The sequence below is a fragment of the Sphingomonas sp. RIT328 genome, assembly GCF_000632225.1.
In the GTDB taxonomy this organism is placed as follows: Bacteria; Pseudomonadota; Alphaproteobacteria; order Sphingomonadales; family Sphingomonadaceae; genus Sphingomonas; species Sphingomonas kyungheensis.
In genome coordinates this window covers 383,675-403,668 of sequence record NZ_JFYV01000001.1, presented here as the reverse complement: position 1 = coordinate 403,668, position 19,994 = coordinate 383,675, and the positions used below count along the sequence as shown (strand labels likewise).

Annotated in this window: 22 protein-coding genes; all 22 read right to left on the bottom strand. The window is 66.1% G+C overall.

All coding sequences use genetic code 11. The features are described from left to right. Positions 1 to 717 carry a biotin--[acetyl-CoA-carboxylase] ligase gene (locus BW41_RS02010; RefSeq protein WP_081792830.1) on the bottom strand — a complete coding sequence of 239 codons (717 nt, stop codon included), beginning with the start codon at positions 715 to 717 and terminating at the stop codon, positions 1 to 3. Beyond that, a complete protein-coding gene (gene nuoN, locus BW41_RS02005; RefSeq protein ID WP_037530734.1) occupies positions 714 to 2,168 on the bottom strand; it encodes an NADH-quinone oxidoreductase subunit NuoN in 1,455 nt (484 codons plus the stop codon). The genes BW41_RS02010 and nuoN overlap by 4 nt, the downstream gene beginning before the upstream one ends. Further along, positions 2,168 to 3,697, bottom strand: a complete 1,530-nt coding sequence (locus BW41_RS02000) for an NADH-quinone oxidoreductase subunit M (protein ID WP_037530731.1) — start codon at positions 3,695 to 3,697, stop codon at positions 2,168 to 2,170. Before BW41_RS02000 ends, nuoN begins: the two co-directional genes overlap by 1 nt. Then, the gene (nuoL, locus tag BW41_RS01995) at positions 3,694 to 5,829 is read right to left on the bottom strand and encodes an NADH-quinone oxidoreductase subunit L (RefSeq protein ID WP_037530728.1); all 2,136 of its coding nucleotides are present in this window, start codon (positions 5,827 to 5,829) and stop codon (positions 3,694 to 3,696) included. The genes BW41_RS02000 and nuoL overlap by 4 nt, the downstream gene beginning before the upstream one ends. Positions 5,830 to 5,835: 6 nt before the next feature. Continuing rightward, complete coding sequence (gene nuoK, locus BW41_RS01990; protein WP_037530725.1) at positions 5,836 to 6,144, bottom strand: NADH-quinone oxidoreductase subunit NuoK; 309 nt, start codon at positions 6,142 to 6,144, stop codon at positions 5,836 to 5,838. Then, positions 6,141 to 6,752 carry an NADH-quinone oxidoreductase subunit J gene (locus BW41_RS01985; RefSeq protein ID WP_037530722.1) on the bottom strand — a complete coding sequence of 204 codons (612 nt, stop codon included), beginning with the start codon at positions 6,750 to 6,752 and terminating at the stop codon, positions 6,141 to 6,143. The genes nuoK and BW41_RS01985 overlap by 4 nt, the downstream gene beginning before the upstream one ends. Before the next feature lie 43 nt (positions 6,753 to 6,795). Further along, positions 6,796 to 7,281 (bottom strand): NADH-quinone oxidoreductase subunit NuoI, encoded by a 486-nt coding sequence (gene nuoI, locus BW41_RS01980; protein ID WP_037530721.1) that lies wholly within the window; start codon positions 7,279 to 7,281, stop codon positions 6,796 to 6,798. Between the two features lie 124 nt (positions 7,282 to 7,405). Beyond that, on the bottom strand, positions 7,406 to 8,431 hold the full coding sequence (gene nuoH, locus BW41_RS01975; protein ID WP_152542065.1) for an NADH-quinone oxidoreductase subunit NuoH: 1,026 nt from the start codon (positions 8,429 to 8,431) through the stop codon (positions 7,406 to 7,408). 26 nt (positions 8,432 to 8,457) lie between these two features. Continuing rightward, complete coding sequence (gene nuoG, locus BW41_RS01970) at positions 8,458 to 10,461, bottom strand: NADH-quinone oxidoreductase subunit NuoG (RefSeq protein ID WP_037530716.1); 2,004 nt, start codon at positions 10,459 to 10,461, stop codon at positions 8,458 to 8,460. Beyond that, positions 10,461 to 11,765: an NADH-quinone oxidoreductase subunit NuoF gene (nuoF, locus tag BW41_RS01965; protein ID WP_037530715.1), complete on the bottom strand. Its 1,305-nt coding sequence runs from the start codon at positions 11,763 to 11,765 to the stop codon at positions 10,461 to 10,463. Before nuoF ends, nuoG begins: the two co-directional genes overlap by 1 nt. Beyond that, positions 11,765 to 11,995: a hypothetical protein gene (locus tag BW41_RS01960; protein WP_037530713.1), complete on the bottom strand. Its 231-nt coding sequence runs from the start codon at positions 11,993 to 11,995 to the stop codon at positions 11,765 to 11,767. The genes nuoF and BW41_RS01960 overlap by 1 nt, the downstream gene beginning before the upstream one ends. Continuing rightward, positions 11,992 to 12,660, bottom strand: coding sequence for a complex I 24 kDa subunit family protein (locus BW41_RS01955; RefSeq protein WP_037530710.1), 669 nt, complete (start codon positions 12,658 to 12,660; stop codon positions 11,992 to 11,994). The genes BW41_RS01960 and BW41_RS01955 overlap by 4 nt, the downstream gene beginning before the upstream one ends. Then, positions 12,660 to 12,887 (bottom strand): hypothetical protein, encoded by a 228-nt coding sequence (locus tag BW41_RS01950; protein WP_037530709.1) that lies wholly within the window; start codon positions 12,885 to 12,887, stop codon positions 12,660 to 12,662. Before BW41_RS01950 ends, BW41_RS01955 begins: the two co-directional genes overlap by 1 nt. Beyond that, the gene (locus BW41_RS01945; protein ID WP_037530924.1) at positions 12,884 to 14,095 is read right to left on the bottom strand and encodes an NADH-quinone oxidoreductase subunit D; all 1,212 of its coding nucleotides are present in this window, start codon (positions 14,093 to 14,095) and stop codon (positions 12,884 to 12,886) included. Before BW41_RS01945 ends, BW41_RS01950 begins: the two co-directional genes overlap by 4 nt. Before the next feature lie 59 nt (positions 14,096 to 14,154). Further along, on the bottom strand, positions 14,155 to 15,009 hold the full coding sequence (locus BW41_RS01940) for an NADH-quinone oxidoreductase subunit C (protein ID WP_037530707.1): 855 nt from the start codon (positions 15,007 to 15,009) through the stop codon (positions 14,155 to 14,157). Continuing rightward, a complete protein-coding gene (locus BW41_RS01935) occupies positions 15,006 to 15,557 on the bottom strand; it encodes a NuoB/complex I 20 kDa subunit family protein (RefSeq protein ID WP_037530706.1) in 552 nt (183 codons plus the stop codon). The genes BW41_RS01940 and BW41_RS01935 overlap by 4 nt, the downstream gene beginning before the upstream one ends. Before the next feature lie 5 nt (positions 15,558 to 15,562). Then, complete coding sequence (locus tag BW41_RS01930) at positions 15,563 to 15,937, bottom strand: NADH-quinone oxidoreductase subunit A (RefSeq protein ID WP_037530704.1); 375 nt, start codon at positions 15,935 to 15,937, stop codon at positions 15,563 to 15,565. Between the two features lie 191 nt (positions 15,938 to 16,128). Then, positions 16,129 to 16,941: an inositol monophosphatase family protein gene (locus BW41_RS01925; protein ID WP_037530702.1), complete on the bottom strand. Its 813-nt coding sequence runs from the start codon at positions 16,939 to 16,941 to the stop codon at positions 16,129 to 16,131. Positions 16,942 to 17,148: 207 nt separating this feature from the next. Further along, positions 17,149 to 17,712, bottom strand: a complete 564-nt coding sequence (gene efp / locus BW41_RS01920; protein ID WP_037530700.1) for an elongation factor P — start codon at positions 17,710 to 17,712, stop codon at positions 17,149 to 17,151. Between the two features lie 63 nt (positions 17,713 to 17,775). Then, positions 17,776 to 18,369, bottom strand: a complete 594-nt coding sequence (locus BW41_RS01915) for a M23 family metallopeptidase (protein WP_037530698.1) — start codon at positions 18,367 to 18,369, stop codon at positions 17,776 to 17,778. Positions 18,370 to 18,526: 157 nt separating this feature from the next. Further along, complete coding sequence (locus tag BW41_RS01910) at positions 18,527 to 19,531, bottom strand: L,D-transpeptidase family protein (RefSeq protein WP_443027634.1); 1,005 nt, start codon at positions 19,529 to 19,531, stop codon at positions 18,527 to 18,529. 77 nt (positions 19,532 to 19,608) lie between these two features. Then, positions 19,609 to 19,980: a hypothetical protein gene (locus tag BW41_RS01905; RefSeq protein WP_152542052.1), complete on the bottom strand. Its 372-nt coding sequence runs from the start codon at positions 19,978 to 19,980 to the stop codon at positions 19,609 to 19,611. Positions 19,981 to 19,994: the final 14 nt, after the last annotated feature.

The window sequence follows — 19,994 nt, the reverse complement described above, 5'->3', positions numbered from 1 at the left end:
CTAATCCTTCAGGACAGATACGTCGGCGGCGTGAATGACATGCCGTTCGCCCGAGGCCAAGTGGAGGATCAGCGCGCCATCCGCCTCAAGCCCCGCGAACAGCCCGTCGCGGCTGCTGCCGTCGGGCAGCCGGACGTGGAGCGGCGTGCCGACCGGATGCGCCGCCGCCAGCCAGCCATCACGGACCGGCGCCATCCCCTGCCCCCGCCAGATCGCGAGCCATCGCGCGAAGATCTCCGCCAGCTCCTCGGCGAAGACGGCCGCGGCAACCGGCGCGCCCTGCGCCCCCAGGCTGGTGGTCGGGCGATCGGCAAGATCGGGGTGATGCGCGAGATTGACCCCGATGCCGACGACGACCGCATCGCCGCTGCGTTCGAGCAGGATGCCCGACAGCTTGGCCTCGCCGATCAGCAGGTCATTGGGCCATTTCAGCGTCGCGGCCGGACCGCCGGCGGGCAGGACCGCACCGACCGCCTCGTGCAGCGCGACCGCGGCGACCAGCGCGAGCGTCGCCGGCGGCGGATCGTCGTGGCTGAGCCGGACGAGCGTGCTGGCATAGAGATTGCCCGGCTCCGACACCCAGGCCCGACCGAGCCGCCCCTTGCCGTCCGTCTGCCGGTCGGCGCGGAGCCAGAGCCCCTCCGCCGCGCCGTCACGCGCGAGGAGGAGCATATCGGCGTTGGTCGAGCCGGTGGCGGCGACCGTGCGGATCGTCAAATCGCCGGGAACAGCGCGTGCGCCGCACTCATCGTCCAGCCGCCGAGCAGCGGGATGGCGAGATAGCCGAGCGGCGACACGAACGCGGCGGTCAGCGCGATCAGACCGCCCTCGATCGGGCTGTTGCCCTTGACGAACGCCGGGGCCGGCTCGTCAAAGTACATCGTCTTGACGACGCGCAGATAATAATAAGCACCGATCGTCGAGGCGGCGATACCGACCACCGCGAGCGGGAACAGTCCGGCGCGCACCGCCGCATCGAACACCGCGAACTTGGCGTAGAAGCCGAACAGCGGCGGGATGCCGGCGAGGCTGAACATGAAGATCGCCAGCGCCGCGGCGAGACCCGGGCGAGTCCGCGACATGCCGGAGAGCGCCGCGATGCTCTCAATCGGCTGACCGTCCTCGCCGCGCATCTGCAACACGATCAGGAACGAGCCGAGCGTCATCGCGATATAGATGGTCATGTAGATCAGCACGCCCGAGACACCCTCGGGCGTTCCCGCGGCGAGGCCGACGAGCGCGAAGCCGACGTTGTTGATCGACGAATAGGCGAGCAGACGCTTGATGTTGGTCTGGCCGATCGCCGCCACCGCGCCGAGTACGATCGAGGCGAGCGCGGCGAAGATGACGATCTGGCGCCACTGATCGGTCGCCGGACCCATTGCCTCGACCGCGACGCGGACCGCGAGGCCCATCGCCGCCACCTTGGGCGCCGAGGCGAAGAAGGCGGTGACCGGGGTCGGCGCGCCTTCGTAGACGTCGGGCGTCCACATATGAAACGGCACCGCCGAGATCTTGAACGCGATACCGGCGAAGACGAACACCAGTCCGAACAGCAGCCCGAGCGACTGCGGCCCGGCGTAAGCGGCGGCGATGCCGCTGAACAACGTCGTCCCCGAGAAGCCGTAGACGAGGCTGATGCCGTAGAGCAGGATGCCGCTCGCCAGCGCGCCGAGCACGAAATATTTGAGGCCCGCCTCCGCCGACCGCGTGTCGCGACGCATGAAGCTCGCCAGCACATAAGCGGCAAGGCTCTGCAATTCGAGGCCGACGTACAGCGTCAGCATGTCGCTGGCCGAGACCATCAGGCCCATGCCGGCGGCGGAAAGCAAAATCAGGACCGGATATTCGGGGCGCAGATCGTCGCCGTGCGTGCGCTCGAAAAAGTCCGGCGCCATGATGATCCCGACCGCCGCTGCGATGAAGATCAGCACCTTGGCGAAAGCGGCGAAGGCATCGGCGCGGTAGAGGCCGTCGAAGGCCGCCCCGCCGTAACTGGCCGGGCCGATCAGCGCGAGGCAGGCGCCGGCGAGGATCGCGACCGCGGCCCAGGAGATGGCGCGCGTCGACGCCGGGCCGCCCCAGGCGGCGACCAGCATCAGGATGATCGCCCCCGCCCCGAGGATCAGCTCGGGCAGGGTCATGGCGAGATTGGCGGCGTAATCCATCAGTGGGTCATTCCGTGGGCGGCCGGCGCGGCGGCGAGGGGCTTGCCGGCAGTCGGCTGGGAGTCGGACGGGGGCGCCGCGCGATCGATGCGGGCGAGCAGCACACCGACATCCTTGCGCATCGGCGCCATGAAGCTCTCGGGATAGACGCCCATCCACAGAGCGACCGCGGCGATCGGCGCGAGCAGCCACAATTCCCGGTGCGACAGATCCTCCATCGCACGCGTGTCGTCGGACTTGAGCTCGCCGAAGACGACACGGCGGTAGAGGTAGAGCATATAGGCCGCGCCGAGGATGATGCTCGTCGTGCACAGCAAGGCGATCCAGGTCGACACCTGATAGGTGCCCATCAGCGACAGGAATTCGGCGACGAAGCCGCTGGTTCCCGGCAGGCCGATCGACGCCATGGTGAAGAACAGGAAGAACAGCGCATAGCGCGGCATGTTGATCGCCAGACCGCCATAGCGGCTGATCTCGCGGGTATGCAGCCGGTCGTAGATCACGCCGACGCACAGGAACAGCGCGCCCGACACCAGCCCGTGGCTGAGCATCATGATCATCGCGCCCTCAATCCCCTGCCGGTTGAAGGCGAACAGGCCGATCGTGACGATCGCCATATGCGCGACCGAAGAATAGGCGATCAGCTTCTTCATGTCCGACTGCACCAGCGCGACGAGGCTGGTGTAGATCACCGCCACCGCCGACAGGCCGAAGATCAGCCAGGTCAGCTGGCCCGATGCCTCGGGAAACATCGGCAGGCTGAAGCGCAGGAAGCCATAGCCGCCGAGCTTGAGCAGCACGCCCGCCAGGATCACCGATCCCGCGGTCGGCGCCTGCACGTGCGCATCGGGCAGCCAGGTGTGGACCGGCCACATCGGCATCTTCACCGCGAAGGAGGCGAAGAAGGCGAGCCACAGCCACGTCTGGACGTGCGCCGGGAAGTCGAAGGTCTGCAACGCCGGGATGCTCGACGTGCCCGCGGTCTGCGCCATGTAGAGCATCGCGACGAGCATCAGCAGCGAGCCGAGCAGCGTGTAGAGGAAGAACTTGTAGGAGGCGTAGATCCGGTTCACCCCGCCCCAGATGCCGATGATCAGATACATCGGGATCAGGCCGGCTTCGAAGAACAGGTAGAAGAGGAACAGGTCCTGCGCCGCGAAGGTGCCGATCATCAGCGTTTCGGTGAGCAGGAACGCGGCCATATATTCCGGCACGCGGTTGGTCACCGACCGCCAGCTCGCCCCGATGCAGATCGGCATCAGGAAGACGCTGAGCATGATCAGCATCAGCGCGAAGCCGTCGATGCCAAGGTCCCAGCGGAAGAAGCCGAACGACGGCCCGTGCTCGACGAACTGCCATTGCGCGCCGCCGATATCGTAATTCGCCCACAGCAGGATGCCGAGCGCAAGATCGACGAAGGTGGCGGCGAGCGCAAGCAGGCGCGCGGTCGCGGCGGGGACGAACAGGCAGGCGATCGCCGCAACCGCGGGGATCAGCAGCATGATCGAGAGGATGGGCAGCCCGCTCATTGTGCGATCGCCCAGGTGACGACGGCGGTGAGACCGATCAGCATGACGAAGGCATAAGTATAGACATATCCGTTCTGGAGCCGGCCCGCGAGCCGGCTGGAGAGCTGCACCACCCAGGCCGAGCCGTTCGGCCCGAACCGGTCGATCGTCTGCTCGTCACCGCGGTGCCACAGCAGACGGCCGATGGCGAAGGCGGGACGGACGAAGAGCAGGTGATAGAGTTCGTCGAAGTAATATTTGTGAACGAGGAAGCGGTAGAGGATGCGGAACTGGTCCGCCACCGCCGCCGGGAAGCTCGGCGCCTTGATATAGGCATACCAGGCCGTCGCCAGTCCGATCAGCATCGCGATCGTCGCCGACAGCTTCACCGGCACCGGCACCTCGTGCATCGCATGCATCAGATGCTCACGGAAGGCGATGTCGCCTTTCCAGAAGCTCTCGCCCGCGCTCGGCTCGATGAAATAGCCGTGGAAGACGAAGCCGGCCGCGATCGCGCCGATCGACAGGATGACCAGTGGCACCAGCATCGGCCACGGGCTTTCGTGCGGATGATAGCCGCCGGTGCCGGCGGGCAGCTCCTGCTGCGACGCGCCGTGCACCGACGGGCGATCGCCGCTGTCCTCGGCCTGCGCCGGATTGGCATGCGCCTCGTCAGGATGATGCGAGTCATGTCCGTGCGCGTCGTGCCCATGGTCGTCATGGCCATGGCCATGCGCGTCGTGCAGCGCATGCTGGATATGCTCGGACGCGGCCCAGCGCGGCGTGCCCCAGAAGGTCAGGAACATCAGCCGCCACGAATAGAAGCTGGTGATCAGCGCAACGAGCACGCCGACGAACCAGACGCCGGGCTCGCCCGCCGCCCAGCTCGCCTCGATGATCGCGTCCTTCGAGTGGAAGCCGGCGAAGCCGATGGCGAGCGGATTGCCGAACAGCGCCGGCAGGCCGACGCCGGTGATCGCCAGCGTCCCCATCATCATGCCCCAGAAGGTCAGCGGAATGCTTTTCCGCAGGCCGCCGTAATAGCGCATGTCCTGCTCATGGTGCATCGCATGGATCACCGAGCCGGCGCCGAGGAACAGCAAGGCCTTGAAGAAGGCGTGCGTGAACAGGTGGAACATCGCCGCGCCATAGGCCCCGACGCCCGCGGCGAAGAACATATAGCCGAGCTGCGAGCAGGTCGAATAGGCGATGACGCGCTTGATGTCGGTCTGCACCATGCCCACCGTCGCGGCGAACAGACAGGTCGCGGCACCGACGCCCATCACGACGTGGAGCGCGGTCGGCGACATTTCGAACATCGGCGACAGGCGGCACACCATGAACACGCCCGCGGTGACCATCGTCGCCGCATGGATCAGCGCCGACACCGGGGTCGGGCCTTCCATCGCGTCCGGCAGCCAGGTGTGCAGGCCGAGCTGCGCCGACTTGCCCATCGCGCCGACGAACAGCAGCAGGCAGAGCACCGTCATCGTATCGGCACGCATGCCGAGGAAGCCGATCGTCGAGCCGGCCATCGTCGGCGCGGCGGCAAGGATCGCCGGGATCGAGACGGTGCCGAACACCAGGAAGGTGCCGAAGATGCCGAGCATGAAGCCGAGATCGCCGACGCGGTTGACGACGAACGCCTTGATCGCGGCGGCATTGGCGCTCGGCTTGCGGAACCAGAAGCCGATCAGCAGATAGCTGGCGAGACCGACGCCTTCCCAGCCGAAGAACATCTGCACCAGCGTGTCCGCGGTGACGAGCATCAGCATCGCGAAGGTGAACAGCGACAGATAGGCGAAGAAGCGCGGCTGATCCGGGTCCTCGCTCATATAGCCCCAGCTATAGAGGTGGACGAGCGCCGACACGCTGGTGATCACCACCAGCATGATCGCGGTCAGCTGGTCGACGCGGAGCGACCAGTCGACCGCCATGTCGCCGCTGACGATCCAGGTCAGCACCGGCACGACGGTCGCCGTGTTGGTGCCGGCGAGGAAGCCGAGGAAGATCGGCCAGCTCAGCAGGCACGAGGCGAACAGCGCGCCGGTGGTGATCGCCTTGGCCGGCACGAAGCCGATCGCCTTGTTGCCAAGCCCGGCGACCACCGCCGCGAGCAGCGGCAGGAAGACGATGAGGAGGATGGAGTGCACCGGTATTTAGCCCTTCATCCGATTGACGTCGTCGACCGCGATGGTGCCGCGGCCACGGAAATAGATCACCAGGATCGCCAGCCCGATCGCCGCCTCGCCGGCAGCGACGGTCAGCACGAACATCGCGAAGATCTGGCCGACCAGATCGTGCAGATAGGCGGAGAAGGCGACGAGGTTGAGGTTCACCGCCAGCAGGATCAGCTCGATCGCCATCAGGATGACGATCAGATTCTTCCGGTTGAGGAAGATGCCGAGCACGCCCATCGTGAACAGGATCGCGGCGACGACCAGATAATGGATAAGGCCGATAGTCACAGTTGAACCCCCTGGCCGACCGGCGGCTGGACGTTGCGCGTCGCATCCTCGGGACGGCGCGCATTCTGGCGGCTGATATTCTGCCCGCGCACGCCGCCACGCTGGCGGTGGGTCAGCACGATCGCGCCGATCATCGCGACGAGCAGGACGAAGCCCGCCGCCTCGAACACGAACAGATAGCGCGTGTAGAGCAGCTGCCCCATCGCCTGGATGTTGGGCACCGCGGTGTCGGTCGGCGCCAGGCGGCGGCTGACCTGCAAGGTGCCGGCGCTCCACGCCTTGATGCCGATGACGATCTCGATCAGCAGCCCGGCGGCGAGCGCCAGCCCGAGCGCGGCGTAGCGCGCGATACCGGCGCGCAGCTGCGCGACCTCGATATCGAGCATCATCACCACGAACAGGAACAGCACCGCGACCGCACCGACATAGACGATGACGAGCAGCATCGCGATGAACTCGGCGCCGACGAGCACCATCAGCCCCGCCGCATTGAAGAAGGCGAGGATCAGCCACATCACCGAATGGACCGGATTGCGCGACGAGATCGTCATCGCTCCCGAACCGATCACGATGATCGCGAAGAGATAAAAGGCGATGGCCTGGATCACGATTTGGTCGGCCCCCTAAGCCCGAAAACGAATGCGGCGCGCATTAACGGTATGGCGCATCGGCGGCAAGGTTCGCCGCGATCGACCGCTCCCAGCGATCGCCATTGTCGAGCAGCTTGGCCTTGTCGTAGATCAGCTCCTCGCGCGTCTCGGTCGAATATTCGAGGTTCGGCCCCTCGACGATCGCATCGACCGGGCAGGCTTCCTGGCACAGGCCGCAGAAGATGCACTTGGTCATGTCGAGATCGTAGCGCGTCGTGCGGCGGCTGCCGTCGTCGCGCGGCTCGGCCTCGATCGTGATCGCCTGCGCCGGGCACACCGCCTCGCACAATTTGCAGGCGATGCAGCGTTCCTCGCCATTCGGATAGCGACGCAGCACGTGCTCGCCGCGGAAGCGCGGGCTCACCGGGTTGCGCTCATAGGGATAGTTGATCGTCGCCTTGGGCTTGAAGAAATACTTCAGCGTGAGGGCGTGCGCTTTCACGAACTCCCACAAGGTGAACGACTTGATGATCTGTCCGACGCTCAAGAGCCCAATCCCATCATTCGGTCGATCAACACGACCATCAATCCGATCCCGACGCCCGCAAGCGCCCGGTCACGCAAGGCCTGCGGCCTGAGGCCGCGGGCCGTCATCCATTCGCTGGCGCGGCTCATCCCGCGACCGGGACGCGCATCAGCATCAGCACGCCCGACACCAGGAACACCCAGAACAGCGACAGCGGCAGGAACACCTTCCACCCCAGCCGCATCAGCTGGTCGTAGCGGTAGCGCGGCACCGTCGCCTTGACCCAGCTGAACACGAAGAAGAAGAACAGCATCTTGGCGAACAGCCAGATGATCCCCGGCACGTAATAGAGCGGCGCCCAGTCGATCGGCGGCAGCCAGCCGCCCCAGAACAGCGTCGCGTTGAGCGCGCACATCAGCAGCACGTTGGCATATTCGCCGAGCCAGAACAGCGCGAAACTCATCGAGCTATATTCGGTCTGATAGCCGGCGACGAGCTCGCTCTCCGCCTCGGTCAGATCGAACGGCGCGCGCTGCGTTTCCGCGAGGCTGGAGATGAAGAACATCACCGCCATCGGGAACAGCAGAGGATTGATGCCGAACGCGTTGATGTGGAGGTTGAGCGTGCTCTGCTGCGCCATGACGATGCCGCTGAGATTGAACGTCCCCGCCCACATCACCACCGAGATCAGGATGAAGCCGATCGCGACTTCATAGCTGACCATCTGCGCCGCGGCGCGCAGCGCCGAATAGAAGGGATATTTCGAGTTCGACGCCCAGCCCGACAGGATCACGCCATAGACGCCGAGCGACGAGGCGGCGAGCACATAGAGCAGACCGACGTTGATGTCGGCGAGGACCACGCCCGCACCGAACGGCACCACAGCCCAGACGATCAGCGCGACCGTGAAGGTGATGATCGGCGCGAGCAGGAACAGCCCGCGATTGGCCGCGGCCGGAACGATCGTTTCCTGCAGGAAAACCTTGAGACCGTCGGCGAACGACTGGAGCAGGCCGAACGGCCCGACGACGTTCGGGCCGCGGCGCAGCGCCATCGCCGCCCAAATCTTGCGATCGGCGTAGATGATCATCGCCACCGCCAGCATCAGCGGCAGCGCGATGACCAGGATCCCGATGATCGTCGCGACGAACCAGGCCCAGCCGTAGGACATGCCGACGGTCGTGTTGAAGAAGTCAGTCACTCCGCCGCCTCCGCGAACGTCTCGCCATGGACCAGTTCGGCCGAGCAGCGCTGCATCGTCGGTGATGCGCGGCAGATGGCATTGGTCAGATAGAAATCCTTGATCGGATAGCCCGACAGGCTGCCCTGCCCGGCCGTGTCGAGCGACGGCGGGTTCCAGTCGAACGCCACCAAAGTATTGACCTGACGCAGCGCCGGCACCTCGGTCGCCATCGCCTCGCGCAGGCCGGCAAGGCTGTCGAACGGCAGCGTCGCCCCGAGCACTTCGGACAAGGCGCGGAAGATCGTCCAATCCTCGCGCGCATCGCCCGGTGCGAACACCGCGCGCTCGCCGCGCTGGACCCGACCCTCGGTGTTGACCCAGGTGCCCGACTTCTCGGCATAGGTCACGCCCGGCAGGATGACGTCGGCATGATCCACGCCGGCGTCGCCGTGGTGGCCGACATAGACCTTGAAGCCGCCGAACTTGGTGTAATCCACCTCGTCCGCGCCGAGGAAGAAGGTCACCGCCGCATCGGTGACGTCGGCGATGCCGCCCGCCTGGGCATAGCCGAGCATCAGCCCGCCCATCCGGCTCGCCGCCATATGGACGACGTTATAGCCGTTCCAGCCCTCGCGCACGAGGTTGAAGCGCTTGGCGAAGTCGAGCGTCGCGCCATGGCCGCCCTTGAGCGCCGCCCCGCCGACGATGATCAGCGGCGCCTTGGCCTCGCCGAACAGCGTCGCGACCGCCTCGGGCAGGTTGCCGAGCAGCGACAGGTCGCTGCCGAGCCATTCGACCTTATAGGTCAGCTCGGTCTCGGGCCCGATCGCGAAGACCTTGGCGCCCTTCTTGATCGCCTTGCGGATGCGCGTGTTCACCAGCGGCGCTTCCCAGCGCAGATTGGTGCCGACGAGCAGGATCGCATCGGCCTGTTCGACCCCGGCGATCGTCGTGTTGAAATTGACCGCGGCGAGGCTCGACGTGTCATAGGCCATGCCGGTCTGCCGGCCTTCGAGCTTGGTCGAGCCGAGCTTGGCGAGCAGCGCCTTGGCCGCATACATCGTCTCGCAGTCGACAAGATCGCCCGCGACAGCGGCGACGTTCGAGCCAGCCGCCGCGACACGGTCCTTGATCACCGCGAACGCTTCGTCCCAGCTCACCGGCGCGAGCTTGCCGTCGCGCCGCACATAGGGGCGATCCAGCCGGCGACGGATCAGGCCGTCGACGTGATGGCGCGTCTTGTCATGTGCCCATTCCTCGTTGACGTCCTCGTTGATGCGCGGGACGCAGCGCAGCACCTGGCGGCCGCGGCTGTCGAGGCGGATGTTGGTGCCGACCGCATCCTGCACGTCGATCGTCAGCGTCTTCTTGAGCTCCCAGGGCCGCGCCTCATAGGCATAGGGCTTGCTGGTCAGCGCGCCGACCGGGCACAGATCGACGACGTTGCCGCTCAGCTCGCTGGTCACCGCCTGTTCGAGATAGGAGGTGATCTGCATGTCCTCGCCGCGATAGATCGCGCCGATCTCCTCGACCCCGGCGACCTCTTCGGCGAAGCGGACGCAGCGGGTGCACTGGATGCAGCGGGTCATGATCGTCTTGACGATCGGACCCATATATTTCTCGGTCACCGCGCGCTTGTTCTCGGTGTAGCGGCTGTGGCCCTTGCCATAAGCGACCGACTGGTCCTGCAGATCGCACTCGCCGCCCTGATCGCAGATCGGGCAGTCGAGCGGATGGTTGATCAGCAGGAATTCCATCACGCCTTCGCGCGCGTTCTTCACCATCGGCGTGGTGGTGAACACTTCCTGATTGTCCGCGGCGGGCAGCGCGCACGATGCCTGCGGCTTCGGCGGCCCCGGCTTCACCTCGACGAGGCACATGCGGCAATTGCCGGCGATCGACAGCCGCTCGTGATAGCAGAAGCGCGGGATTTCCTTGCCCGCGGCTTCGCACGCCTGGAGGACCGTCGCGCCCTGCGGCACCTCGACCTCGATCCCGTCTACTTTCAGCTTGGGCATTATTCGGCAGCTTCCTGCATCGGGGCGAGATCGCCACCGCTACGTTCGATGATCCGGCGCTCGATCTCCGGCCGGAAGTGACGGATCAGACCCTGGATCGGCCAGGCCGCGGCGTCGCCGAGCGCGCAGATCGTATGGCCCTCGACCTGCTTGGTGACCTGCTGCAGCGTGTCGATCTCGGCGATGTCGGCGTCGCCGGTGCGCAGCCGCTCCATCACCCGCCACATCCAGCCGGTGCCCTCGCGGCACGGCGTGCACTGGCCGCAGCTCTCATGCTTGTAGAAATAGGAGATGCGACTGATCGCGCGGACGATGTCGGTCGACTTGTCCATGACGATCACCGCCGCGGTGCCGAGGCCCGAACCGACCGCCTTCAGCCCGTCGAAGTCCATCGGCGCATCGATGATGTCCTTGGCGGGCACCAGCGGCACCGACGAGCCGCCCGGGATCACCGCGAGCAGATTGTCCCAGCCGCCGCGGATGCCGCCGCAATGCGTCTCGATCAGCTCGCGGAAGCTCAGCCCCATCGCGTCCTCGACCACGCACGGCTTATTCACATGGCCGCTGATCTGATAGAGCTTGGTGCCCTTGTTGTTTTCGCGCCCGAAGCTCGAGAACCACGCCGCACCGCGACGCAGGATCGTCGGCGCGACCGCGATCGACTCGACGTTGTTGACCGTCGTCGGGCAGCCATAGAGGCCGGCGCCCGCCGGGAACGGCGGCTTGAGCCGCGGCTGGCCCTTCTTGCCTTCGAGGCTTTCGAGCATCGCGGTCTCTTCGCCGCAGATATAGGCGCCGGCGCCGCGATGGACGAAGACGTCGAAGTCATAGCCCGACCCGCTGGCGTTCTTGCCGATCAGCCCCTTGTCATAGGCTTCGGCGACCGCCGCGAACAGCGTCTCCGCCTCGCGGATATATTCGCCGCGGATGTAGATATAGGCGGCGCGCGCGCGCATCGCATAGCCCGCGATCAGCGCGCCCTCGATCAGCTTGTGCGGATCGTGACGGATGATCTCGCGGTCCTTGCACGAACCGGGTTCGGACTCGTCGGCGTTGATGACGAGGAAGTTCGGCCGGTCGGGCTTGGGCTCCTTGGGCATGAACGACCATTTGGTGCCGGTCGGGAAGCCCGCGCCGCCACGGCCGCGCAGCCCGCTCGCCTTGATCACGTCGATGATCGCGTCCTGGCCGAGCGCCATCAGCGCCTTGGTATTGTCCCAGTCGCCCCGCTTAAGCGCCGCCTCGAGGTTCCACGGCTGGAACCCGTAGACGTTGGTGAAGATGCGGTCCTTGTCAGCAAGCATCAGGCGTGTCCGTCCACTAGGTCAAGGCGCTGCTTGACGCGGCGCATGTCGCTCGACAAGCCGTCGACACCCTGCTGCACGGCAGCCAAATGGGTATCGATACCGAGCAAGCGGTGCTCCATCGCGGTCTGCCGCAACACCATGTTGACGATCCGGTCCTTCACGTCGGCCATGTCGCCACGAATGCCGCGCAGCATCTCGGTGATAAAGCGGGTATCCTCTAAGGTCATGCCCACTCACTCCGATAATCGTGGTTGGCGTCGACCATCGCGGTCAGCGTCGTCGGGCCACCTTCGGGGCAGCTGGTCTGGCGGCCGATCGTCGATCCGGTGCGGGGCGTCTCGCCATTGGCGAGCGCTTCCAGCACCGCGACGGTCCGGTCGTAATCCAGATCCTCGTAATTGTCGTCGTTGATCTGCACCATCGGCGCATTGGCGCACGTGCCGAGGCATTCCACCTCGGTCAGCGTGAACATGCCGTCCGGCGTCGTCCCGCCCTTGACCAGCCCGCGGTTCTTGCACGCGGCGAGCACATCGTCCGACCCGCGCAGCATGCACGGCGTCGTCCCGCAGACCTGCACGTGGTAGCGGCCGACCGGCGCCAGGTTGAACATCGTGTAGAAGGTCGCGACCTCGAACACGCGCATATACGGCACGCCGATCTGGCGCGCGACGAACTCGATCACCGGCACGGGCAGCCAGCCCTGCGTCTGAGTCTCCGCACCGACCTGGCGCTGCGCCAGATCGAGGAACGGGATCGACGCCGATTGCTCGCGCCCCTTGGGATAGCGCGCGAGAATCTCGTTCGCCTTCCGCTGATTCTCTTCGGTCCAGGCGAAGCTGCCCCAGCGTGCGCGGGTTTCAGCCTCGTCGGGGATATGTGCTGCTTCGGCCATTATTCTCCACCCCGCAATTCCATGCGGCGCTCCACACGGGTCAGCCGCTCATCGAAGCGGTCCATTCGCGCATTCAATCCGGATACCGACAGAACGAGATTGCCGATATGCTCCTCGACGACGGTCATCCGCAACTTCACATCATGCATGTCGCCCTCGATATTCGACAGCCGGTCGTCGATACGACGCAGCCGTTCCAATATCAGGTTCTCGACATTCTCCGTCACCGGTCGCACTCACCGAACACGATATCCATCGCCCCCAGGATCGCGGTCGTATCCGCGAGCATATGACCGCGGCTCATGAAATCCATCGCCTGCAGATGGCTGAACGCGGTCGGCCGGATCTTGCAGCGATAGGGCTTGTTCGAGCCGTCGGCGACGAGGAACACGCCGAACTCGCCCTTCGGGCTTTCGGTCGCGACATAGACCTCGCCGGCGGGGACGTGATAGCCCTCGGTGTAGAGCTTGAAGTGATGGATCAGCGCTTCCATCGACTGCTTCATCTCGGCGCGCTTGGGCGGCACGACCTTGCGGTCGGTCGAGGCGATCGGGCCCTCGGGCATATCGCGCAGGCACTGCTTCATGATCCGCGCCGATTGGCGAACCTCCTCGACGCGCACCATGAAGCGATCGTAGCAATCGCCGCGCGTGCCGACGGGAACGTCGAACTCCATCCGGTCGTAGACGTCATAGGGCTGCGACTTGCGCAGGTCCCACGGAATGCCCGCCGCGCGGATCATCGGGCCCGAGAAGCCCCAAGCAATCGCATCCTCGCGGCTGACCGTCGCGATATCGACGTTGCGCTGCTTGAAGATGCGGTTGTCCGCGACGAGGCTGATCGCATCCTCGAACAGCCGCGGCAGACGCGTGTCGAGCCAGTCGGCGATATCGGTCAGCAGCTTGAGCGGCACGTCCTGATGGACGCCGCCCGGCCGGAAGTAATTGTGATGCATCCGTGCCCCGGTGGCGCGCTCGAGGAAGCCGTAGCAATCCTCGCGGATCTCGAACATCCACAGGTTCGGCGTCATCGCGCCGACGTCCATGACGTGGCTGCCGAGGTTGAGCATGTGGTTCGAGATACGGGTCAGCTCGGCGAAGAAGACGCGCAGATACTGGGCGCGCAGCGGCACCTCGATATCGAGCAGCTTCTCGATCGCGAGCACGAAGGTATGCTCCATGCACGCGGGCGAGCAATAATCGAGCCGGTCGAAATAGGGGATCGCCTGGGCGTAGGTCTTGTATTCGATCAGCTTCTCGGTGCCGCGATGGAGCAGGCCGACGTGCGGATCGATCCGCTCGATGATCTCGCCGTCGAGTTCCATCACCAGCCGCAACACGCCATGCGCCGCCGGATGCTGGGGACCGAAGTTGATCGTGTAATTCTGGATCGTGACGTCACCCTCGGTCGGATGCGCCGGGCTGGTGACGTGCATCAGCTCGTCGACATAGGGATCGACACTGTGGGTGGCGGGCGCGACGTGCGTGTCCTGGCTCACTGATTCTGTCCTCCACCCTTGGTCGGCACGACGTCCGAATCCTTGGGCTTGTCCTCGCGCGCATTCCCCGGATCGCGCTCGCCGGCGCCGGTGTTGGCGGTGCCGGAGGTGTCGTTCTTGGCATAGGGTTCGCTGCCGGCCCTGGGCGCCTGCGTCGGGGTGCGCGCGGCATCGGCCTTGGCGATGTCGTCGGCCTTGAGCGGCGTCGGCGCGCCCTTCGCCTCGGGCAGCATGCCCTTCTCGTCGCCGGGGAGCACGTAAGCGGCGCCCTCCCACGGGCTCTGGAAGTCGAAGTTGCGGAAATCCTGCGCCAGCTTGACCGGCTCGTAGATCACCCGCTTCGCCTCTTCCGAATAGCGCATCTCGACGAAGCCCGAGAGCGGGAAGTCCTTGCGCTGCGGATGACCGCGGAAGCCGTAATCGGTGAGGATACGACGCAGGTCGGCATTGCCGGTGAACAGCACGCCGTACATGTCGTACACCTCGCGCTCGAGCCAGCCGGCGACCGGCCAGATCCCCGTCACCGACGGCACCGGCTTGACGTCGTCGGTCGAGACATGGACGTGGAGGCGGTGGTTGCGGGTCAGCGAGAGCAGGCAATAGACCACCTCGAACCGTTCGGGACGGTCCGGATAATCGACGCCGGCGATCTCCATCAGTTGCTGATATTCGAGGCCAGGCGTGTCGCGCAGCTTGGTCAGCGCATCGACGATCGCGGTGCGCTCGACGTACAGCGCGATCTCGCCGACCTGCTCGACCGCATCGAGCAAAGCCGCGCCGAGCGTCGCGCGCACGGTCTCGATCGTCTCGCCGTTGAGGTCGGCGGCCCAGGCGGGAGCGGGCGCCCTCACCGTTCGATGCTCCCCTGGCGGCGAATCTTCCGCTGAAGCTGCATGATGCCGTAGAGCAACGCCTCGGCGGTCGGCGGGCAACCGGGGACGTAGATGTCGACCGGCACGACGCGATCACAGCCGCGCACGACCGAATAGCTGTAATGGTAATAGCCGCCGCCATTGGCGCAGCTGCCCATCGACACGACGTATTTCGGCTCCGACATCTGGTCGTAGACCTTGCGCAGCGCCGGCGCCATCTTGTTGCACAAGGTGCCGGCGACGATCATCACGTCCGACTGGCGCGGCGACGCGCGCGGCGCAGCGCCGAACCGTTCGAGGTCGTAGCGCGGCATGTTGACGTGGATCATCTCGACCGCGCAGCAGGCGAGGCCGAAGGTCATCCACCACAACGAGCCGGTGCGCGCCCATTGGAACAGCTCCTCGGTCGAGGTGACGAGGAAGCCCTTGTCGTTGAGCTCGCCGTTGAGGCTGTCGAAGAAACCCTGATCGGGCGGCACCACCGAGGTGGGCGCCGCCGAGCGGGCGAGTTCTACCGGTCCGGACATAGGGGTCATTCCCAATCCAACGCTCCCTTTTTCCAGGCATAGACGAGGCCCAGGGCCAGTTCGCCGATGAAGATCATCATGGAGATCCATGCGGTCCAGCCGATGCTGAAGACCGAGACTGCCCAAGGATATAGGAACGCGGCTTCGAGATCGAAGATGATGAACAGAATGGCGATCAAATAAAATCGCACGTCGAACTGGCTGCGCGGATCCTCGAAGGCGGGGAAACCGCATTCATATTCCGACAGCTTCTGCTCGTTGGGCTTGTCGGTGCCGGTCAGCCGGGCGACGAGCATCGGCAGGAACACGAACGTGCTCGACAGCGCCAGGGCGACGCCCAGGAAGAGCAGGATGGGCAGATATTGCGACAGATCGACCAAGAGACTTCTCGCAGGTGCGAAGGATGTGGGGGCCGCTTTAGGCCTCCGGGCGAGCACGGGCAAGGCCGCGAACCGCCTGCGAATCACTCTCAATTGATCGCGACGACGGGGGCGATATCACCCCGCCCCCGCCCGATGCTGGGAGCGCTCCATCCCCTCCGCCGGGACGGGGACAGAGGCAGGCCTTGCGCTTAGCGCAGTGCGCCGGCGACCAGCTTGTGCAGCTTGACGTGCAGGCCGTCATTGGCGGCGAGGAACTCGTTGCGCTCCATCGCCCGGTCGGCGCCGCGGAAGTCGGTGACGTAGCCGCCGGCCTCCTTGACCAGCAGCATGCCCGCGGCGGCGTCCCAGGGCTTGAGCCCCGATTCCCAATAGCCGTCGAACCGGCCCGCCGCGACCCAGGCAAGATCCAGCGCCGCCGCACCGAAGCGGCGGATGCCGGCGACCTCGGGGGCGATCGCACCGAAGATGCGGCTCCACTGGACGAAATCGCCATGGCCGAGGAACGGGATGCCGGTCGCGATCAGCGCTTCCGACAGATCGCGCCGCGCCGAGACGCGCAGCCGCTGGTCGGTGAGCCACGCGCCGCGCCCCTTCTCCGCCCAGAAGCTCTCGTCGGTGAGCGGCTGGTAGACCAGGGCCGTGGTGATCTCACGCTTGCCCGCCGGGGTCGGCTCCTCGACCGCGATCGAGATGGCGAAATGCGGGATACCGTGCAGGAAGTTGGAGGTGCCGTCGAGCGGATCGATGATGAAGCGCGGCTTGTCGGGATCCCCCGCGACCTCACCGCCCTCTTCCATCAGGAATCCCCAGTCCGGGCGCGCGCGGCGCAACTCGTCAAACAGCGTCTGTTCGGCGCGCTTGTCGGCGATCGACACGAAGTCGGCAGGCCCCTTGCGGCTGACCTGGAGGTGCTGCACCTCGTTGAAGTCGCGGCGCAGCGCCGTGCCGGCCTTGCGCGCGGCGCGTTCGATGACGGTGAAGAGGCCGGAATGGGAGGGCATAAGTCTTCTCTATACCCCTCTCCCACCGGGAGAGAGTTGCGGGGTAGGTCATGCCCCGGGCATGACCTGAATCACGCGGGGCGTAGTCCACCCCGCAGCTGGGCCCGCCGCCGCAGGCGGTGGGAGGGTGAGGCCGGAGGAAGGACCTGCCCTCACCCGACCTCGTAACACTCGGCTTCCCTCTCCCGCAGGGAAAGGGATAGGTCGTCAGTCCGCCCGGCGGACGTAGGTCTGTTCGTAGACGTCGACGACGATGCGCGTGCCCGCGCCGATATGCGGCGGCACCATCACGCGCACGCCATTGTCGAGGATCGCCGGCTTGTACGACGACGATGCGGTCTGGCCCTTCACCACCGCATCGGCCTCGACGATCATCGCCTCGATCGTGCTCGGCAGTTCGACCGAAATCGGCTTTTCGTCATAGAGTTCGAGCACCACGTCCATGCCGTCCTGCAGGAAGGCCGCAGCATCGCCGAGGATACCGGCATCGAGCGTGATCTGCTCGTAGTTGTCCTTGTCCATGAAGGTCAGCGCATCGCCGTCGCGGAACAGGAACTGGAAGTCCTTGGTGTCGAGGCGGACGCGCTCGACCGTTTCGGCGGAGCGGAAGCGGACGTTGTTCTTGCGGCCGTCGATCAGGTTCTTCATCTCGACCTGCATATAGGCGCCACCCTTGCCGGGCTGCGTATGCTGGATCTTGACGGCGCGCCAGATGCCGCCCTCATATTCGATGATGTTGCCGGGACGGATGTCCACGCCGCTGATCTTCATGGATCTGAACCTATTGGAAAGAGCGAGAGAGGCGCGCGTCCGGCGCACGCCCGGTCGCGCTCCTTACCGTCCCTGCCCGCGCGCGGCAAGCAGCGGAAAGGGATTGACGTCTATGCCCTGGTGCCAGCGTTCGTCCGGCCGCATCCGCTGCAGGCCGAAATGAAGGTGGTAATTGCCGGGTCCGGCGTCGCCGGTGTCGCCGACGAAACCGATCGGCTCGCCCGCGCGCACCCCCTGCCCCTCGTGCAGGCCCGGCGCATAACCGGAGAGGTGCGCGTAATAATAGATCCAGCGCCGGTCCAGCGAACTGACATAGGCGGTGGTGCCGCCGAGATTCGACTGGAACAGCTTCTCGACCGTCCCTGCCGCCGCGGCGACGACGGGCGTGCCGGCGGCGGCGGGAATATCCGTTCCGTGATGCCCGCGCGTGCCGCCGCCGCGTGCGTCGTTCCAGCTGTCGACGATCGCCTCGCGCCGCACGCCCTTCACCGGCACGGTGAGCAGCGCGGCGCTGGCGGCAGGCGGCGACGATGGCAAAGGCTGCGTCACCGCCGTGTCGAGGCGGCGATGACGGGCGGTGCCGAAGCTGGTCATCGCGGCGAACGCCGCGGCGACGAGGACGAAGACCGTGAGGACGATCCAGCCGAAACGGGTCATGCCACGGACCCCGGGGCGCGTCGCGGCGGGCGGCTAGCTTCCGACCACGATCCAGCGCGCATCCCGCGATCCGTCATATCATCCCCTGCCCGTCGCGGCCGGTATCGTCGCGACAACCGCCTGCCCTCATTATAGCCGCCGCCATACCGGCGCCCGCTCACGCCTTGAACACCGCCTTGGTGCCCGGCCTGACCATCTGTGCGAGCCGCGCCGCATCCCAGTTGGTCAGGCGGATGCAGCCATGGCTCTCGGTTCGGCCGATCAGTTCGGGATGCGGCGTGCCGTGGATGCCGTAATGCTCCTTCGACAGGTCGAGCCAGACGACGCCGACCGGTCCATTCGGCCCCGGCGGCAGCATCTCCTTCTCGTCGCCCGTCTTGGCATCCCAGAACAGCGCCGGATTATAGTGGAATTTGGGGTTATAGTCGGCGCCGTTGATCGTCCAGCGACCGAGCGGCAGCGGATCGTGCTGCGACCCCATCGTCGCGCTGAACTGCGCGATCAGACGATCGTCCTTGTCGAGGACGCGCAGCACCTTGTCCGACTTGTCGACGATGATGTGGTCGGCGGTCGGCTGACGCGCGTCGACGTTGAGCATAGCGAGCGTCTGCCGCCAGTGATCGGGCAGCTTGGGGTCATAGGCGCGGCTCGCGGGCAGCACATTGGGGACGATGATCGCATCGCCGACCTTGAGCCGGGTGTCGGGCGAATTGAGCGCGATCAGCACCGCCGGCTGGGTGTGGAACATCTCCGCCAGCTTCTCCATCGGCGTCGCATAGCCGATGCCCGGCAGCTTCGCCTGTTCGCCATAATCCCTCGGCAGCGGATTGTAATAGGGACCGGCGAGCGCCTCGCGCGTCAGCACGAAGCGCGCGGTCGGGCGCTTGGCGCGATAGGGATAGAGCGCCTGCAAGGTCGCCGCGTCGGGCTTGCCGGTACGCGGCAGGCCCTTCGCCTCCTGGAAGCCCTTGAGCGCCGCGGCGAGCGACTGTCCGCCCTTGCCATCGATCACCCCGGGGCCGAAGCCGAGCGAGTCGAGGATGACCTGGACGTGGAGGATGGTGCGGTCGATCGCCGGCGCGCTCTGTACGGCCGGCCGCTGCTGCGCCGCCGTCGGCGCGGCGATCGCCATGCCTGCGAGCCAGGCCGCTGCCATTGCCATCCTCATGCCGCCGTCCTTTCCGACCGTTACGCTGGTGGATCAAACGGCCGAAGCGCCGGCGGGTTGCCTGCCGCGCCCTATCCCACCGGAGCCGGGTGCGCAGGCTCCCCCGCCATCGCCCGCAACCGCCCGCAGGCCTGCGCGCGCTGTCCCGGCTGCGTGGTGGCGATCCGCCGCATGGCGAGCGCGAGCGCGGCGGCATAGGTCGCCTCGAAGCGCGGCACCGGCCAGCCGTTGCGCACCGCCAGCGACTGCAACCGGGTCTTCGCCGCGATCAACGGCGGCGGGACGCGCATCGTGCAGGCTTGCGACAAGGCGGCGAGACCGGCATGCGCGGCGATGCTCGGCGTCACATAGTCACGCCGTTGTTGCGCCACCGCCTCCGAGGTCGTGAGGACGCCCGCCGCAACCAGCCAACCGACCGCGGCCCACACCAATACTTTCAACACTTTACAAAACCCCA

Coding starts and splice junctions, on each gene's coding strand:
- nuoF (WP_037530715.1), bottom strand. CDS start 11,765: ATGCTTGCTGACAAGGACCGCATCTTCACCAACGTCTACGGGTTCCAG.
- nuoH (WP_152542065.1), bottom strand. CDS start 8,431: ATGTCCTACGGCTGGGCCTGGTTCGTCGCGACGATCATCGGGATCCTG.
- BW41_RS01935 (WP_037530706.1), bottom strand. CDS start 15,557: ATGTCCGGACCGGTAGAACTCGCCCGCTCGGCGGCGCCCACCTCGGTG.
- BW41_RS01945 (WP_037530924.1), bottom strand. CDS start 14,095: ATGCACGTCACCAGCCCGGCGCATCCGACCGAGGGTGACGTCACGATC.
- BW41_RS01925 (WP_037530702.1), bottom strand. CDS start 16,941: ATGCCCTCCCATTCCGGCCTCTTCACCGTCATCGAACGCGCCGCGCGC.
- BW41_RS01915 (WP_037530698.1), bottom strand. CDS start 18,369: ATGACCCGTTTCGGCTGGATCGTCCTCACGGTCTTCGTCCTCGTCGCC.
- nuoG (WP_037530716.1), bottom strand. CDS start 10,461: ATGCCCAAGCTGAAAGTAGACGGGATCGAGGTCGAGGTGCCGCAGGGC.
- efp (WP_037530700.1), bottom strand. CDS start 17,712: ATGAAGATCAGCGGCGTGGACATCCGTCCCGGCAACATCATCGAATAT.
- nuoN (WP_037530734.1), bottom strand. CDS start 2,168: ATGGATTACGCCGCCAATCTCGCCATGACCCTGCCCGAGCTGATCCTC.
- BW41_RS02000 (WP_037530731.1), bottom strand. CDS start 3,697: ATGAGCGGGCTGCCCATCCTCTCGATCATGCTGCTGATCCCCGCGGTT.
- BW41_RS01960 (WP_037530713.1), bottom strand. CDS start 11,995: ATGACCTTAGAGGATACCCGCTTTATCACCGAGATGCTGCGCGGCATT.
- BW41_RS01910 (WP_443027634.1), bottom strand. CDS start 19,531: ATGGCAATGGCAGCGGCCTGGCTCGCAGGCATGGCGATCGCCGCGCCG.
- BW41_RS01955 (WP_037530710.1), bottom strand. CDS start 12,660: ATGGCCGAAGCAGCACATATCCCCGACGAGGCTGAAACCCGCGCACGC.